We start from the raw sequence: 15,934 nt of genomic DNA, 5'->3' as shown, positions 1-15,934 counted from the left end.
GCGGTCCTGACTGCCGGGCGGACGTTTGGATACCCCTCTGGATTCTAGCCCCGCCGCCGGGGGGAAGCAAAGCAGGGCTGCGCCCGGATGGGCCAGCCGCGCGCAGCGAGCCGGCTCATCTGCTTCATTGGCAGAAAGAAACCTCACGGCGCTTCGGCCAGCGCATCCAGTTCCATAATCGTCACTTTTGCGAAGACACCGCCAGCATTCCCCGTTACCCGGATTCCGGTCGCTTGGACAGGCTCAGGCAGGACGAAATCGATCATCTGAAGTGGGATGTCCGGGTTGGGGGTCGCCAACTGAAAGGTGCCCTCCGGGATAGGTTGCCACACGCCGTCAAGCTGAATCTCAGCAGCAATGGTGGTGAAACCGCTGTCGCCGCCTTCAATGAAGCGAATAGTGCCTACCTCCACCGGCCGATCATAAGTCACCGTAAAAGTGACAACGCCGTTCTCAGGACTTGCTGAATAGATGCGCGACGGCCGCATGACCTCCCGCCCGGAAAAGTCATGCTCGACACCGTCAGCAAAGGCGCGTGTCAGGGCCGCCGAACGCTCGCCAGTGGCGCTGGTCTCAACGTTCCCCCCTGCCAGACGCACCTGGTTATTGGCGCTGCGCCGATAGAGTTGCACCAGCGGATTCAGGCTGAGCGGATCTGCTTCCGGCAGCGGCGGCAGTGTCCAGCGGTCACCGTCGGCGCTACCCCCTGCTTCAACAATGGTCCGTTCGACGTAAGGCAACATACGCCCGGCCATCATACTGAAGGTGTCCTCAGCAGCGGGATCATCGGGGAGATAGTCAGGCAGGGTAGGACGGGTGCGGTGGATGCTGTAGCGATCGGAAAGGGTTACATCGGGGAACTCAGCGGCCAGGGCATCGTATCCGAGCAGCAGGCCCAGCAAGCCGCCCATCGTTGCCGTACCGTTATCGGAATCCCAGCCGGAAAGCGTGCCGATCTGCACCGTTCGGGTGTAATCCCCCTCACCATACAGCAGGGCCATCAGGCCGGTGGCGAAGTTCACGGATGACTCCAGCCACCCGCGATAGACGAACCCATTATCCCGTGCCCGGTCATGATACCGTTCGTAAATGAGATCACGGGTTCGCTCCCAGTCGTCCACGTTGGGATTAGCCAGGTAGTCAGCCAGCACCACATCCACGACATCGGCGGCTTTGGATATGTCCGGCAGGTACTGGCGGGCCTGCTCAACCAGCCAGAGAATCTGTTCGCGGCGGCTCTGCTGCGGATCGACCTGCGCTGCCAGCGAGTAGAGCACGATGTGGAACTGGGCCGCGTGGGCGCTATAGCCGCCAGCAATGGTGCGAATGGGCAGATCAGCCAGCCGCAGGGCCTGATCCGGCATGCCCGGAGCCAGAGCGCCGAAGGCCTCGGTTATCAGCTGGGCGGTGTTCATCAGGTATGTGTCGTTGACCGGCCCCATGCCGGTCACGGGCGGCAGCGCGCCCCATTGCATCCACTGGCGCTCCGGCGTACCACCCCAGATCGCATCGTTGACGTGTTGTACCCAGCCCGCCGCGATCTGCTCCGGCGATAGCAGCGGGGTGTTGTGCTTCTGGATCAGGTGCATGTACAGGTACTCGATGTCGGTATCATCGTCCGCCAGCCAGGGGTCCTGGAAGACGAAGTCAATGGCAGAACCCTGTCCCGGATCACGCCCCCAGTCGTCGTCGGTGTAGAATGGCGGACTTTGCTTATCGCCTTCAGTTGTCAGGCCAGTCCAGTTAGCAATGGCCTGGCCCAGCCACATCGCCCGCAGATGATCGGCATAGTCGGCCCGGCTGAGCTGTCGTGAAGTCGCCACTGGGTGGGCTGAGGCGCGGTTTACTGGCCCAGGGCCGACAGTGACGCCCACCATACAGATCAGGAGTGTGCTGAAAACAGCCAGGCGTATTCCCCGTAATGCTGGCAGACAGTTAGCGGTCATCGTTTCTTTCCCTGCGTAGTCTGTGAAGTTACAGCAGCAACTGGCGGTTAACCCCACATGGTTCCGCCTGCTGACAAGACTCTGGCACAACCCGTGCGCTGGGCGCAAGTAGCTGGGAGAGAGGAGGAATTTCCAGCGCCAGGTGGGCGGATCGGTCAGTCCGGTAACATTATCAAATGAATGAACCCTCCCTCAGCAGGGTTTGCACCAGGGTACCAGCATACTGGCTGCCCCGGTTGGTGTGGGGGAGAAACTCGCCCCGGGGAACAGGCAGTGTCGTCTCCTGATCTCCGGCCTCCTGTTGTTCGGTTTCCCGCCCGGCGCTACAATCTGGCAACCCTGTTCCGGTGATCCATCCAGGAAAGTGATGAGCCATGCTCGATGACGCGACCCGGCAGCGGCTGATCGCCGCTGCGTTGCAGGCCCGGCAACGGGCTTACGCGCCCTATTCCCGCTACAGCGTCGGCGCCGCCCTGCTGACGGCGGATGGGGCGCTTTTCACTGGCTGCAATGTGGAAAACGCCAGCTACGGCGCGACAATCTGCGCGGAACGGACGGCCGTCGTCAAGGCGGTCAGCGAGGGCGCGCGGGAGTTCACAGCCATCGCCATTGCCACGCGCAACGCCGGATCGCCGTGCGGCATTTGCCGTCAGGTACTGTATGAGTTCGCGCCGGAGATGATCGTAATCCTGGTGGACGAGGCCGGCCAGGTGGCTCATGAAGGGCCGCTAACCGACCTGCTGCCGCGGGGTTTCCGTCCGGAGCATCTGGCATGAGCGCCGCGTCTACCCCTGCCCGTCCGCGCCTGTTGGCCGCCCTGTACTACCTGACTTACTTCGCCGCCGGTGGGGCTATTTACCCGTATTTCAACGTCTACTACCAGAGCGTGGGCATGACCAACCAGGAGATCGGCGTGCTGGCCGCCCTGCCCACGGTGATGAGCCTGTTCGCTTCGCCCTTCTGGAGCGGGCTGGCCGACCGGCTGGGGCTGCATCACATCCTGCTGCCCGGCCTGCTGCTGGCGACAACCGTCCCGGCGCTGCTGCTGACCGGGGCGCAGAGCTTCGCTGCCCTGGCCGCGCTGGTGTTGCTGTACATGTTCCTGCTCTCGCCGGTCATCCCGCTGGCGGAAAACGCGATCGTGACCATGCTCAACCGCGACCGGAACGTGTACGGCTCGGTACGGTTGTGGGGGGCGGTTGGCTTTGGGATTGCTTCGCTGGCGACCGGCTACGCGGCGACGACCTGGGGCTTCCGCGTCAACTTCTTCATCTACAGCGCCCTGGCGCTGGTAGCGGTTCTGGTGGCCTCGCGCCTGCCCGCGGTGACCACCCTGCCAACCGAGGCGTACTTTACCCGCCTGCGCCAGCTGGCGGCCAACGTTCACTGGCGCAGCTTCATGATCGCCGTACTGCTGGTTGGCGTTGGCTACGCGATCTATGACAACTTCTCGGCTATCTACCTGCGCGATCTGGGGGCCGCGCCGGACCTGCTAGGCCTGGCGTTCCTGCTTTCTACCGTCAGCGAGGTGCCGATCTTCTTCTATTCGCCTGTCCTCATGCGCCGTCTAACCCTGCGCGGGATGATCCTGATGGCACTGCTGGCCTTCGCCGTGCGCGGGCTGGCGTGGTCGCTGGTAACCACGCCGGAATGGGGCCTGGCGGTGCAACTCCTGCACGGGGTATCGTTCTCGGCGCTGTGGACGGCAGGCGTGCTGTACGTCAGCCAGATCGCCCCACCGGGACTGGGCGCCAGCGCGCAATCGCTGTTCACGGTGGCGCTCATGGGATTGGGACGGGCGGTCGGAGCGCTGCTGGGCGCATCCCTGTACGATGGGCTGGGGGCGCCCCAGGCTTTCCGCTGGGCGGGGCTGATCGCCCTGGCCGGGGCCGGGGTGTTCATCCTGACGCAGCGCCGCGCGGATCGGCAGGTGGGCGCCGAACAGGCATAGTGACAGGGGAAACGTTGCTGCCGCGGGCAGGCCGGATTTTGTGCATTTGCCGGATTCGCCCATAATAAAACGCAGCACGGCCAGCCGCGATCCCGGCGGCGATTCCTCCGGCGCAGCCCGGCGCAATAATGCCCATGACCGAACGGCTCTACTATACCGACGCCTACGCAACCCGCTTTGAGGCCCGCATCCGCGAACGCACCACCCACGAAGGACGGCCAGCCTTGATCCTGGACCGCACCTGTTTTTACCCGGCCAGCGGCGGCCAGCCGCCCGACAGCGGCCAGATCAACGGCGTGGCGGTGGTCGATGTGCTGGTGCGGGAGGCGGACGGCGCCGTCCTGCACGTGCTGGCCGCTGACATCCCCGGCGAGATCGTCAGCGGCGTTGTGGACTGGGCACGCCGCTTTGACCATATGCAGAACCACACCGGCCAGCACATCCTGACCCGCGCCTTCAGCGAGGTCGCCGGGGCACAGACGGTCAGCTTTCACCTTGGCGCGGAAAGCGCCACCATCGATCTGGATCGTGTTGGCCTGGGGGCGAGCGCGATCGACGCCGCCGAAGACCTGGCCAACCGGATTGTGATCCAGAACCTGCCGGTGCGGGCCTGGTTCCCCGCGCCGCAGGAATTGGACGGGCTGGCCCTGCGGAAGACGCCGGAGATCGCCAACGGGCGGCTGCGGGTGGTTAGCGTGGGCGACTTCGATAGCACCGCCTGCGGCGGCACACATGTCGCCCATACCGGCGAGATCGGCCTGATCAAGGTCATCCGGACCGAAAAGTACAAATCTATGACCCGCGTCGAGTTCCGCTGCGGCTGGCGGGCGCTGCATGATTACCGCGCCAAGAACGCCATCCTGCTCGACCTGGCGGCGGCGCTTTCCACCGGCTACGCTGATGTCACTGCTTCCGTCGAACACCTGCAGACGGAAAACAAGGTCCTCCGCGCTGATCTGCGGGCGGCACGCCAGGCCCTGCTGGCGGCGGAGGCAGACGCGCTATGGGCACAGGCGGAGCCAGTGGGCGGACTGCGGGTGATCACAATGGCCTGGGAAGGCCGTGATCCGGCGGAGGTGCGGGCGCTGGCCAGCCGCCTGGCCGGGCAAGCGGCGACGATTTGCCTGCTGGGCGTGGCGGGGGAAGCGGCGCAGGTGATCATGGCCCGTTCCGCCGATCTTGACTGCGATATGCTGGCCTTACTGCGCGGGACGCTGACCGCGCTGGCCGGCGAGGAGGCCGCGCGGCGTGGCGGCGGGCGACCGGATTTCGCCCAGGGGGGCGGGTTGCGCGCCGATCTAGCCGCGCTGCGGGCGGCGCTGGCACAGGCGGCGCGGTCTTTATTGACCTGAAGCGGAGGGGGAAAGCGCGCCATGCAGGAGATCGCCGAGAGGATTGTTGTCTCCAGCGAGTTTCGCCGGATCACGGTCGGCGCGATCGCCACGGGGAGCGGCGTGATCTGCGTGGATGTGCCGCCCTTCCCGGCGGATGCCCGCCGCTGGCGTTCCGAGCTACTGGAACATTTCAAGCAGCCGATCTACGCCGTCGTCCTGACCGATGCCCAGCGCGACCGGTTGCTGGGCCTGCACTGGTTCGAGGAAGCGATCATCGTCGCCCATGACGCGGTGATGGCCGCCATGCGCCTGTTGCCGCAGGGCTTTGTCGACCAGTCAGCTGACCTGCTGGCAGCAAACAGCGATGAACGCTTTTCTTTCCTTGGCGTGCGGCTGTACTACCCCCGCGTGACCTTCAGCACCCGCCTGACCCTGCACTGCGGCGCGGCGGCCATCCCGATCATGGCTATGCCCGGCCCGACGCCCGGCAATGTCTGGATCCACCTGCCAGATCAGCGGGTGGTCTTTACCGGGGACAGTGTGGTAGTTGGAACGCCGCCGTACATGAGCCGCCCGCAGAGCAAAGCCTGGCTGGATAGCCTGACTCTGTTGCGGCGACCCCGCTTCGCGGCGGATGTGATTGTGCCGGGGCGCGGCCCGCTGACCACCAAAGAAGCCACCCAGCCGCTTTCGGAGTTCCTGCGCTATGTGCGACGCCGGGTGCAGAACCTCTACCGCGCCGGGCGGGGACGCGCCGAAGTGCTGAATCTGCTGCCGGAAGTGCTGGCCCTGCTGGAAATTCCACCCGGTGAGGCGGATGATGTCGAGCGGCGCATCCGCGCCGGACTGGACGCGATCTACGACGAGTTCGTGGCCGAGGAGCACCATGACCACGCTCACACCCCGCCGTCACCTCCGGAGTGAAACGCGCCCGCGTCTAACCGCCGCCTGATTCCGGCGGCGCGGCCAGCGTCACCGTCCCCAGGATGATCGAGTAATCGGTCACCACTGCGCCCGCGCTGTCGGTGACCACCAGCCGATCCCGGTTGACCGGCTCGTACAGGCCAGTGCGGACGGTGTACTCGCCGGGGGGCAGGTCCGCCGGGAGGGGGACGCTGACGCTATCCCGTAGCGTCACGCCGCCGGGCCAGTCGCCGGTCGGGAAGCGATCGTCGAACGGGGGCCGGTCGTAAACCCAGTAATCCTGGCCGTTGCTGTGGAAAAGGTGGATGAACTGCACCATGTCGGCGTTAAGGGCCAGCCGGCTCCCGGTGCGCCACCAGAAAGCCAGCGGCAATGTCTCGCCCAGTGTGGCTGCCTCCGGCAGATCGTAACCGGCCAGCGTCAGGTCCCCGGCGAAGCGATAGTCGGCAGCGGTGGGCGGCTCCGGCAGCGTGGTAGGCGTCAGGACGGCCAGCCCGAACAACTCCACTGTGTCCGGGGTGATCAGCGGTTGGGCGGAGTCGACGATCAGCAGACCGTTCAGTTCGTCCATGGTCAGCGTCTTACGCGGCGCGTCAGGATACCAGACACGCAGGACGATGCGGTAGCTGGCCGGATCGCTCGGCAGGTCAGCAGGGAATTCCAGCCGCACGCGGTTGCGCACCGCCAGCCCTGGTATCCAGGCCGAGCTGGGGTATTCCCACTCACCCAGCTGAATATCCGCCTGAGCAACGGACTCGGCGTTGGGCCGGGCCAGGGCGTGAACGGAGAGGTGGTAGTCCTGCGTCAGGGGCCGGTCGGCGCGGAAGTAGATCGCGATGTCCACTGCTCCACCGGGGGCGATAGCATCCGTCGATTGCCGGTAGCCGAGCAAGCGCAGGCCATCGTCAGCGTAGGTGAGCGCGACGCGCTGCGTCCCCGGCAGGAGCGCCTCAACGGATGGAATCAGCCAGGGGTTGGCGACCGTCCAGGCCAGCCAGAGCGCGGCTCCGATGACCAGCACCCGCCGGATGCGCCGGCCAGCTTCTGGCGGCGCTTTGACCAGCAGGTAGGAAAGCAACGTCGCCAGGATGAGTGTCACGCCGGCCATTTCCAGGAATTCCTCGGCAAAACCATAACTCTGGCAGGGCAGGCCCAGGAAATCATCGCTGCAGGCGAACCAGGTGACCTCGTAAGAGCCGAAGCGCAGCAATTGCTCGTTGGAGAAGGCGTCCAAAGCCACGCCGGAAAAGCCCATGATCCCGAAGCCAACCACCATCAGGACGACTACCCACCAGTCACGGCGGAAGGTCAGCGCCCAGGCCAGAACGGTCAGGCCGACGGCGGTAGCCCCGGCCAGCGGGTACAGGTAGCGCCACAGCAGCACCGACTCGTGCAGGGCGAAGTACTCGTCAATACACAGGAAGGCGAACAGCCCGGCCAGGATCAGCCAGTAGAAGCGATGCCACAGACGCGGCCAGCGCCCCAGCAACCCGATCAGCAGGGCGGTCAGCAGGGCCAGCACATACTGTAGCGAGGAGAAGATCGCCCCGGCGGCCAGTTCCGAACTGGGGTGAAAGAACCACCGCCAGAAGCCCGGCTGGCCGCGGGTGGGCAGGTGCATGCTGATGATAAAGATGGCGATCAGCAGGAAGACTGCCAGCAGGCGGCGTGCCGCCGGGCGCAGCAAGCGCCTGGCCAGCAACAGGGCAGCCAGCAGGTAGCCCCCCATCACCAGGGCCAGCATCAGGATGAGGCGCGTTTGCTCGGTCATGCTCTTCTCCTTGGGGGCGGATCATTCCGCCGGGGCAAACAGCGCCCGGCCCCCACACGCGCCGGGCCGGGCGCCGATCAAGCTCGGCTATCGGGCGAGGCTATGATACGGAGTCGGGGCGCTTCCCGCAAGCCATCCCCGGCTCCTGGCTCCGCCCGCCTAACGTAGCGGCGTCAATTGCACGAAGTTCATGATCCCCAGGTTGCGCTGGCAATCGTTAGGGAAGGCCACCAGCTTCGGATCGGAAACGCGCCGTGCCCCCTGGAAGATCGTCACGCGGAAGACATGGCTATTGGGGCCATCAGCTACCTTGATCTCCCAGCCGGAAGGCCCGTAAGCCGTCGCCGTGCCGGTCACCGTCTCCAGCCGCACAGAAGGATCGGTCACCCCTTCCAGGCGCACCGTGAAGCCGATCAACGGTTCACCGCTCATACCGACGACCTGCCCGCCCAGCCCCTGCCAGCCGCAACCCAGCTCCGGATGGGTAAACTGCGGGACAAAGACTACCCGGTTGCCTTCCAGGCCAAAGGCCATCAGGTCCGGCAGCAGGGGGAATTCCGGCGTGACCGTCGCGCCGGGCGCGGCAGGCGTGATCTCCGGCGGGAGCGGGGTTGGCGTGGGCAGCAGGCCCAGGGCCAGGATTTGCGCCCGCGCCTCTTCAAAGCCGCGCCGGGCGTTCTGTAGCGTTGGCAGCGCCGTCTGGAGCAGCGATTGCGCGCCGGGGTAATCCAGCTGGCGCAGGCGGCACCACTCATGCCACAGATCGATGGCCCGCCCGGTCTCTTCCAGCCCTTCGTTGAGCGTGGCCACCAGGGGGACCAGCTCCGGGTATTCCATCAGGTCGCCCTCGCGGGGGATGTAAGGCTGCGGGCGGGCGATATTGAGGATACAGGACTGCTGGCCGGTCAGCGCGATGGTGTTCCAGACGCCGGTGATCAGGTCGAGGTTCCGGGTGCTGATGTCGATGTGCAGCAGCATGGCCGTCATCAGCGCGTCGCGGGTAGCGGAGGGGCCGGTCTCCGGCTGGTTGACAGGCGGGCCATCGGCCACCACGCCCCACACCGGCACGCTCTCCAGGCTGCCATTCCACCATTCGATGAATTTCGGCCCCAGGTTGGCGATCCAGCCCAGCGTGCCCCGGAAGTTGACCTGCAGCCAGCCGCCGGTGGGCGAGCGACCGGTCACAGCCAGCATCTCATAGCGCGGCACATTGGTGATCATGAAGTAGGCTTCGCTGGGGCCGGCCCGCAGACGGATGCCGCTTTCCGGCAGGCGGATGGTGGCGTTGCCGGCGGCATTGCTCGGACCGGCGCGCGGGCCGTCGCCCAGGTCAAAGGGGGCGATCGGCGGGTCGCCCAGCGGCAGGACGCTGACATCGCCCGTGACGATCACCACGGTGCGCTCCACCCAGCCTTCCTGCCCGAAGAAGTCGATGCGGTACCAGCGGCCGTTGCCGCTGCGCCCGGTGGCGTTGACCACCTGCCCGCGCTCCAGCACGCCGATCACCTCATGGCCGAGGGCCGGGGCGATGCGGACGTTGATCCGGTCGCGGTCGGGGGTGACAGTCACGCCGAAATCCTGGGCACGCCCGCTCAGCGCCGGGATGAGGATCGCCCCCGCCAGCAGGAGGGCCAGCAGGGCCGGGAGGATCAGTCGAGGGGGGAACATCTCTTTACGCATGGCAGTTTTCCTGGCCTCACCGATACTGCGCAAATGTCAGCAGGGCCACGTTCATCTCGCAGCCGCCACTGAACGTGATCGGCACTTCTGGCGAGAGCGGGTTGCCGTAGCCGTCCACAATCCGCGCGTACCACGTGTTGAGCTGTGCCGCATCCGGGCGCACCGGCACCTCAAACCCGGCGGCGCCGTAGCGCGGATCGCTGCCACTGAGGACGTAGCGATCCAGCCCCGGCCCATAGACGCGCACCAGCGTGGCCGGGCGCGGGCTGCCGTCGCTGTTGAAGACCTGCCCGGCAATCCCGAACCAGGTGCAGCCGGGGTGGATGGTGCTGCGCGTCAGGCTGCCGCCAGCGCTGAAGCTGTAGCCCGGCGTGGCTGTCGGCTCCGGCGTGGGCGTGTAGGGCGCGTGCAGGATGGCCTGGATGGTTGGATCAGGGGTGTTGGTTGGCGCAGGGATGATGAAATCCGGCGCGCTGTAGAGCGCGGTCAGGTAAGTGGTGCGCACGTCAGTGAGGATCGTGCGCGCTTCCTGCATCAGGTTGTAGCCCTGTGCCCCGACTTCCGGCGGCATGGTGTAGCCGCGGACGCTGTTATACTGGTCGCAGACGTCCTTCCACAGGCCGATCGCCTGCCGCAGCACGGCCAGGCCCTGGTTCAGGCGGTCAACGGCGGGAATCAGGTCCGGGTAAGTTGTCCGTTCCCATTCAGTCAGGCCGTAATCCGGCGGCTGTTGCGGCAGGTTGGCGCAGGGCGGCGCGCCGACCACGCCCAGCCGCACGTCCAGCCAGATCGCCTCAATGCGCTCGAACTGATCCTGAGCGTAGTTGATATGGGCGTTGAGCGCCAGCACCTGCACAGCCTTGCTGCTGGTGATACGGAACTCGGCATCGGCGATGGCCTCGCGGGCGCGGACGATCGCCGCCCGCCCGACGTCGATGATCGCGGCGGTCAGGCTGGCCTGGCCGTTGATGCAGGCGTCCAGGTAGCTCTGCACGCTGAAGTTGATGTCGGCGATGCCCTGGTTGAGGCGCAGCACGGCCTGCACCAGGTCGGGGTTATCGTTGCGCCCGACCGCATGGAGGAAGTATTCCTCCACCAGCGGGGGCGCGGAACAGGCCGCCGGCCAGCGGCCTTCCGTCAGCGCCGCCCAGGCGCCATCAATCACATCGGCAGTGGCCCCGGCGCGATCCATCGTACGCCGGATTTCGTCCACCAGCAGGTAGCGGTCGCGGGCGCTGGCGTCGGAGAGCCGCACGCCGGTTACCGCCGCCGGGGGCACAATCGGCACAGCGTCGATCGTCGCGCCGCTGTCGCTGTAGAGCGTGACCGCTTCGATGCTGATCCAGCCGATCAGACCCTGCCAGGAGATTTGCAGCCAGTCATTGCTGGCCACCCGGCCAGTGATCGGGAATTCGGCATAGCGCGGCAGGTTCTGCATAACCGGGTAAGCCAGGCTGGGGCCGGCCCGCATCCGCGCCCCGGAAACCTCCAGCCGCCCATAAAGCGGCCCTTCGGCGCTGCCGCCGCCAGCGTAGGGGACAATGCTGCTGTTATAGGGGATGCTGCGCGGGTCGGCCAGGGGCAGCGTATTCACATCGCCGGTCACGTCCACGACCAGCAGGGCCACCCAGCCTTCCTGCCCGCGGAAGTCGATGCGTACCCAGTCACCATCGACCGTGCGTCCGGTGGCGGTCATCACATCGCCGGGGGCCATGCTGCCGATCACGGTGGCCCCGATGGCCGGCCACAGGCGGACATTGATGTACGGCCGGTTGGGCGTGACCGTCACCGCCCCCTGCGCCTGGATGGCGGGCGGCGGCAGGGCAGGGATGACCAGCGCGGCGGCGATCATAGCCAGCATGGCAAGTATCAGCGCCCGTTTGAACATGCTTCGCTCCCTCAAAAGGCTGCTCCGGCGGTCATGCTGTCCACAGTGTAGCACAGGCCGCTTTTTCGGGCACGAACGCCCCCTCCGGTCTCACCCGCCTTGACTCGGCGTTGTCCGGCGCCTACAATTCACCCTGTCACGACCAGAACAGGCATTCTAAAAGAGGGGAAACATGATCAGCAATACGCAGATGGACAGGCAGCGGTTACTGGAGCTGAACCGTGTCGAGCATGAGTTTTTACGCCGCACGGTTGACGCCCTGACCGACTCCCGCCGGGTGGAACCGGGCGTGATCGGTCAGTGGTCGCCCAAAGACATTCTGGCACATGTGGTCTTCTGGGAGCAGCGCTTCCTTTCCTGGGTGCGCCAGGCCGAGGCCGGGGAGCCGGTTGATCGCCCGGCGGAAGGCTACACCTGGGATGATCTGGATCGGCTCAACGCCAGCAACTACGAGGCCAACCGCGACCGTTCCTACACCGACGTGTTGGCGGAATTTGAGCGTTCCTTCCACGAGTTCAACAGCATGCTGAGGATGCTGCCGGAAGCGGCGCTGTTCACGCCCGGCTACTACGCCTTCACGCGGGAGTATCCGCTGTGGCAACAGGCCGCCGCCAACGGCTTCGAGCATTACCGGGAGCACGCGTTGGAAATCCGCAAGTGGGCGGGCGGGGCATGATGGCCGCCGAAGCGCTTCAGCAGGCACGTGGCGCGCTGGCGCGCGCGCCGCGACCCGGCTAACTACCGGCAGGCACCCGACGGATCGCGCTGGCTGGCCGTGCCAATCACTCGCGCCATCGCCAGGGAATACTACGGCGCAGTGGCCCGGTTGCCCCGCCCTGAGCTGTTCGCCCTGTGCGAAGCCCTGCTTGATTCTGGCGACGACGCTGAACGCACGATCGCCTTTGACTGGGCTTACCGTCGTCGCCGCGACCTCCTGCCGGATGACTTCGAGCGCTTTGACGGCTGGCTGGAGCGTTACGTGGCCGACTGGGGCGGCTGTGATGATTTTTGCACCCACGCCTTCGGTTGCCTGCTCTATAGCTGTCCCGATCTTCAGCCGCGCACCCTGTCCTGGACGGCGTCGCCCAACCGGTGGCGGCGACGGGCGGCAGCGGTGATCCTGCTCTACGGCCTGCGACGCGGGACCTTCCTTGAGGAAGCCTTCCGCATCGCTGACGCTTTGCTGACCGATCCGGACGATATGGTGCAAAAAGGGTATGGCTGGCTGCTCAAAGAAGCGAGCAACTGCAACGCCGGGCAGGTCTTGGCCTTTGTGCTGGCTCGCAAAGACCGGATGCCGCGCACTGCGCTCCGTTACGCCATCGAAAAGCTGCCTCCTGAGTGGCATAACGAGGCGATGGCCCAATGACCCAGAGCAGTACCCTGCCGGATTTCCTCAGCCACTACTACGAGGCCGCGCAGGGGCCGTTCCGCAGCCTGTCCACACTGCCGCCGGCCGAAGCCGAATGCGTGCTGGAGGCCATCCGCCAGCGCGGGGAGACGTTCGCCAGCCGCCGCGCCGCCGATTACCTGACTATCCGGCGGGAACTGGAGGAGCGTGTGCGGGCGCTGTTCATCGCCAAAGGCGGGATGCCCGTGCTGGCGCGCCCGCACTACCTGATACTGGGCGCGTGCCCCTGGCTGCTATCCTGGTACGGCAATGGGCAGGAATTGCGCGTGCCGCTGGCGCGCTTCGATCCGGTCATCGTCAGCTTCACCTACGGCGACACCTTCCCGGCCATGCGCTACAATGACGGCCGGCCCTACCGCGGCCAGGTCTACACACTGGCGGAACTGCCGGAGCTGGTGCGTATGTTTGGCCTGCCGCAGGCCTGGAACGCCGACGGCGCGCACGGCCCGGATCGCTATATTGAGGCGCAGGTCTGGAGCGATGCGCCGCTGCAGGCCTGGCTGCCCGCGCCTTCCCCATAGCGCCCGGTGGGGCAATGGAGACATCGGTTACATTTCAGAGGGCAGGAAGATAACGCCGGCGGTGCCCTTACTTCCAGGGGTACCGCCGTCTCGACAACGCGAATCTGTTGCCCATCCCGCTGTTACAGGGGCGCTCCGCCGTGGAGCGCCCCTGTTTCGGTCTGTATCCTTGCTACCCGCCCGGCTGGCGGACTACCGGCGGTTCGCCCGGCAGAGTTGGCGTTACCTCCAGCGCGGACGCGCCGGGCGCGATCTCGGGCGGGCGGGGCGGTGGAGTCAGGCTAAGCGTCTCCGCCGGGGCAACGGCATGAGCGCCGTGGCAATCCACGCAACCAACGGCGATGTTCTTGGCCCGCACTTCCTCATAGTGGCCCAGCGAATCCTGGTGGCAGCCGGCGCAGAGCGGCACCCCGGCCAGGCGGTACTCGCGCAGGCTGGTCGGGGCCGGGCCGTGGGGGAAGGCCGCCGCGCTGTGGCAGTCCAGGCAGCCCAGCTGCCCCCGGCTGCTTTCCACCCCGTGCACAGAAGCGTCCATCGCCGCTGGATCAACCTTCAAGCTGATTGTGTTGCCGTCAACGAGCGTCAAGCTGCGCTCCCCGGCATGACACATCAGGCAGTAACCGTCGTCGCCGCTGGCACGGGCCACCCCGCGTGGACGTTCCAGCGCCCACCAGGGGGCCGTCGCCAGGGCGATCGCCGCTACAATCAGCAGAATGCCCACCAGCCGCCGCCAGTCCTTACCGAACAGCAGAATCACGCCGCCGATCAGCAGGATCAACGTCCCGGCCCCGCCAGCCAGCAGGCCGGGCAGGGTCAGCCCTTCAACCATACCCAGCAGCGGCAGTTCCACCCAGGCGGGCGGAGCCTCGTACACCGCGGCGGCGGGAGCCTGCGGCCCGATTCCCAGCGCGGCTTCAGCAGCGCTGAGCAGGGCCTGGCTGTAGGAGTAGTTGTGCAGGCCGCCGCTGCCGTCGCTCTCGACGGCATCCAGCGCACCCTCCACCCAGCCTGGCGCGTCTGCCCTCAGGGCGGCGCGGGCTACCTCAAGGCGGGCGGCAAAGTCCGCCTGCACATCGCTGATGAAGTCCGCCAGCTGTGCCGTGCCGATGGCGTCATGGCAGGTGGTGCAACCAGCCGCCGCTTCCAGCGCTTCCGGCGCGCCGGGCAGGACGGCCAGCAGGCTGTGCGTGGCCAGCGCCCCGCCCTTGACCGGCAGGCGGGCCATGTGGCAGGACAGGCAATCCGGCCCCTCCGCAGCACTAAAATGCGCAGAGGGGATACCGGGCACCTCAGCCACCAGCGGCAGGCCCTGGTAGAGGTCAAATTGCGGGTGGTGGGTGACGCTTTCGCCGGTGTTGCTGTGGCACCCGGCGCACAGCGCTTCCGGCTCCTCGGCCAGGAAGAAGTCCGGCGCGCCCTCGGCGTGGGGGTTGTGGCAGGTCCCGCAGACGACGCCCAGCGCCGCCGTCTGCAGGGTCAGCGCCTCCGGTGGCTCCCCGTCCAGGCTGCCCTCGGCGAACCAGCCGCGCACGCGCTCGACATAGCGGTAGTCGCCACTGTGACAGCCCAGGCAGGCATCATCGGCATAATTGCTGCTGCGGGCGGTTTCCAGGGCGCGGGCATGAGCGGAATGGAACCACTCGTTGAACTGCATACCCACGTCGGCGGCATGGCCGGTGGGCCACCAGTGATCGGACTCATCCCCCGGCGTGCTGATGGTATAGGACTCGTCCAGCGGCTCGCCGGGCCGGTAACCGACCGGGTAGGGATGGCCGTCGGGGGCCTTGCCGACAGCGTGGCACTGGCCGCAGATCTGCGGGTCGGGTGTGTTGACGATCGCGCCACGAATGGCCGCCAGTTCATCAGAACGAGGCCGAACGCCCGCCGCGTCAGCCAGGGACACATGGACGCTGCCCGGCCCGTGACAGGCCTCACATTGCACGCCGTCCTCCAGCCAGGTATAGCTCGCCGTGTCCAGCGCGGTGGTGTGGCAATAAGCGCAGCTGGCTCCCCAGTCATACGCCGGGGCGGGCCACTCCTCGGCCAGCGCCAGAGGCTCCCAGGCGGCTGCCGCCACGTTCCACTGAGCGGGCAGGACAATGTAGCGGCCATCGCCGGCGTCGTACAGGTAGCGCTGCAGGTAGCGTCCGCCGCCCACGGCATAGGCGATATCATCGGCGGTAAAGGGGCGCGGCGCGTCCTCGCTGGGGAGGAGCACGGTACGCACGTCTTCGCCCGCCGCGAAATCGGCCAGGATGGCGGCTTTGTCCGTGCGGGTATCCTGCAAGGCGCGGGCGTGCAGCGTGCCCGCGTAGTCGCGGCTCAGGCCGCGGTGACAGGATCGGCACTCGCTGCCGCCGATATAGGTCGCTTCATCGCCGCCCTGGGCAGCCAGGATGCCGCTGATGAGCAGCAGGCTCAGCCCGGCGAACACCAGACCAGCGATCAAAAGGCGCAAGGGTCGCATGGTTGAGACTTCCCCCCTATCCGGTATGCCTCAAACAAAGC

12 protein-coding genes are annotated in these 15,934 nt (G+C 66.5%); 7 read left to right on the top strand and 5 right to left on the bottom strand.

Features of this window, described 5'->3' with window-relative positions; all coding sequences use genetic code 11:
* Positions 1 to 143 precede the first annotated feature (143 nt).
* Complete coding sequence (locus HPY64_13290) at positions 144 to 1,823, bottom strand: ADP-ribosylglycohydrolase family protein (protein NPV68110.1); 1,680 nt, start codon at positions 1,821 to 1,823, stop codon at positions 144 to 146.
* A gap of 497 nt (positions 1,824 to 2,320) precedes the next feature.
* On the opposite strand from HPY64_13290, the gene cdd reads away from it, so the two are divergent.
* The 4 genes from cdd to HPY64_13270 all read left to right on the top strand — a co-directional run bounded on the left by cdd (position 2,321) and on the right by HPY64_13270 (position 6,155).
* On the top strand, positions 2,321 to 2,722 hold the full coding sequence (gene cdd, locus HPY64_13285; GenBank protein NPV68109.1) for a cytidine deaminase: 402 nt from the start codon (positions 2,321 to 2,323) through the stop codon (positions 2,720 to 2,722).
* Complete coding sequence (locus HPY64_13280; protein ID NPV68108.1) at positions 2,719 to 3,897, top strand: MFS transporter; 1,179 nt, start codon at positions 2,719 to 2,721, stop codon at positions 3,895 to 3,897. Before cdd ends, HPY64_13280 begins: the two co-directional genes overlap by 4 nt.
* A 134-nt stretch (positions 3,898 to 4,031) precedes the next feature.
* Positions 4,032 to 5,249, top strand: coding sequence for a hypothetical protein (locus HPY64_13275; protein NPV68107.1), 1,218 nt, complete (start codon positions 4,032 to 4,034; stop codon positions 5,247 to 5,249).
* A 21-nt stretch (positions 5,250 to 5,270) separates the two neighbouring features.
* Entirely contained in the window at positions 5,271 to 6,155 is an 885-nt protein-coding gene (locus tag HPY64_13270) for an MBL fold metallo-hydrolase (protein ID NPV68106.1), read from the top strand.
* Between the two features lie 13 nt (positions 6,156 to 6,168).
* Here HPY64_13270 and HPY64_13265 read toward each other — a convergent pair whose 3' ends face one another.
* From HPY64_13265 to HPY64_13255, 3 genes are all read right to left on the bottom strand, one after another.
* A complete protein-coding gene (locus HPY64_13265) occupies positions 6,169 to 7,926 on the bottom strand; it encodes a hypothetical protein (GenBank protein ID NPV68105.1) in 1,758 nt (585 codons plus the stop codon).
* A 159-nt stretch (positions 7,927 to 8,085) separates the two neighbouring features.
* Positions 8,086 to 9,606: an SH3 domain-containing protein gene (locus tag HPY64_13260; protein NPV68104.1), complete on the bottom strand. Its 1,521-nt coding sequence runs from the start codon at positions 9,604 to 9,606 to the stop codon at positions 8,086 to 8,088.
* 16 nt (positions 9,607 to 9,622) lie between these two features.
* The gene (locus HPY64_13255; GenBank protein ID NPV68103.1) at positions 9,623 to 11,494 is read right to left on the bottom strand and encodes an SH3 domain-containing protein; all 1,872 of its coding nucleotides are present in this window, start codon (positions 11,492 to 11,494) and stop codon (positions 9,623 to 9,625) included.
* 172 nt (positions 11,495 to 11,666) lie between these two features.
* Here HPY64_13255 and HPY64_13250 point away from each other — a divergent pair, with 172 nt between their 5' ends.
* The 3 genes from HPY64_13250 to HPY64_13240 are packed head-to-tail and all read left to right on the top strand — an operon-like array spanning position 11,667 to position 13,426.
* Positions 11,667 to 12,170 (top strand): ClbS/DfsB family four-helix bundle protein, encoded by a 504-nt coding sequence (locus HPY64_13250; protein NPV68102.1) that lies wholly within the window; start codon positions 11,667 to 11,669, stop codon positions 12,168 to 12,170.
* A 27-nt stretch (positions 12,171 to 12,197) separates the two neighbouring features.
* On the top strand, positions 12,198 to 12,863 hold the full coding sequence (locus tag HPY64_13245) for a DNA alkylation repair protein (protein ID NPV68101.1): 666 nt from the start codon (positions 12,198 to 12,200) through the stop codon (positions 12,861 to 12,863).
* A gap of 14 nt (positions 12,864 to 12,877) precedes the next feature.
* On the top strand, positions 12,878 to 13,426 hold the full coding sequence (locus tag HPY64_13240; GenBank protein ID NPV68100.1) for a hypothetical protein: 549 nt from the start codon (positions 12,878 to 12,880) through the stop codon (positions 13,424 to 13,426).
* A 172-nt stretch (positions 13,427 to 13,598) separates the two neighbouring features.
* On the opposite strand, the gene HPY64_13235 is transcribed toward HPY64_13240, so the two are convergent.
* Complete coding sequence (locus HPY64_13235) at positions 13,599 to 15,893, bottom strand: hypothetical protein (protein ID NPV68099.1); 2,295 nt, start codon at positions 15,891 to 15,893, stop codon at positions 13,599 to 13,601.
* Positions 15,894 to 15,934 lie beyond the last annotated feature (41 nt).

This window comes from Anaerolineae bacterium, assembly GCA_013178165.1.
GTDB lineage: Bacteria > Chloroflexota > Anaerolineae > Aggregatilineales > Ch27 > Ch27.
The sequence above is the reverse complement of the archived record's forward strand: the minus strand, read 5'-3'. Positions and strand labels throughout refer to the sequence as shown.

Coding starts and splice junctions, on each gene's coding strand:
- HPY64_13280 (NPV68108.1), top strand. CDS start 2,719: ATGAGCGCCGCGTCTACCCCTGCCCGTCCGCGCCTGTTGGCCGCCCTG.
- HPY64_13260 (NPV68104.1), bottom strand. CDS start 9,606: ATGCGTAAAGAGATGTTCCCCCCTCGACTGATCCTCCCGGCCCTGCTG.
- HPY64_13255 (NPV68103.1), bottom strand. CDS start 11,494: ATGTTCAAACGGGCGCTGATACTTGCCATGCTGGCTATGATCGCCGCC.
- HPY64_13270 (NPV68106.1), top strand. CDS start 5,271: ATGCAGGAGATCGCCGAGAGGATTGTTGTCTCCAGCGAGTTTCGCCGG.
- HPY64_13235 (NPV68099.1), bottom strand. CDS start 15,893: ATGCGACCCTTGCGCCTTTTGATCGCTGGTCTGGTGTTCGCCGGGCTG.
- HPY64_13265 (NPV68105.1), bottom strand. CDS start 7,926: ATGACCGAGCAAACGCGCCTCATCCTGATGCTGGCCCTGGTGATGGGG.
- HPY64_13275 (NPV68107.1), top strand. CDS start 4,032: ATGACCGAACGGCTCTACTATACCGACGCCTACGCAACCCGCTTTGAG.
- cdd (NPV68109.1), top strand. CDS start 2,321: ATGCTCGATGACGCGACCCGGCAGCGGCTGATCGCCGCTGCGTTGCAG.
- HPY64_13250 (NPV68102.1), top strand. CDS start 11,667: ATGATCAGCAATACGCAGATGGACAGGCAGCGGTTACTGGAGCTGAAC.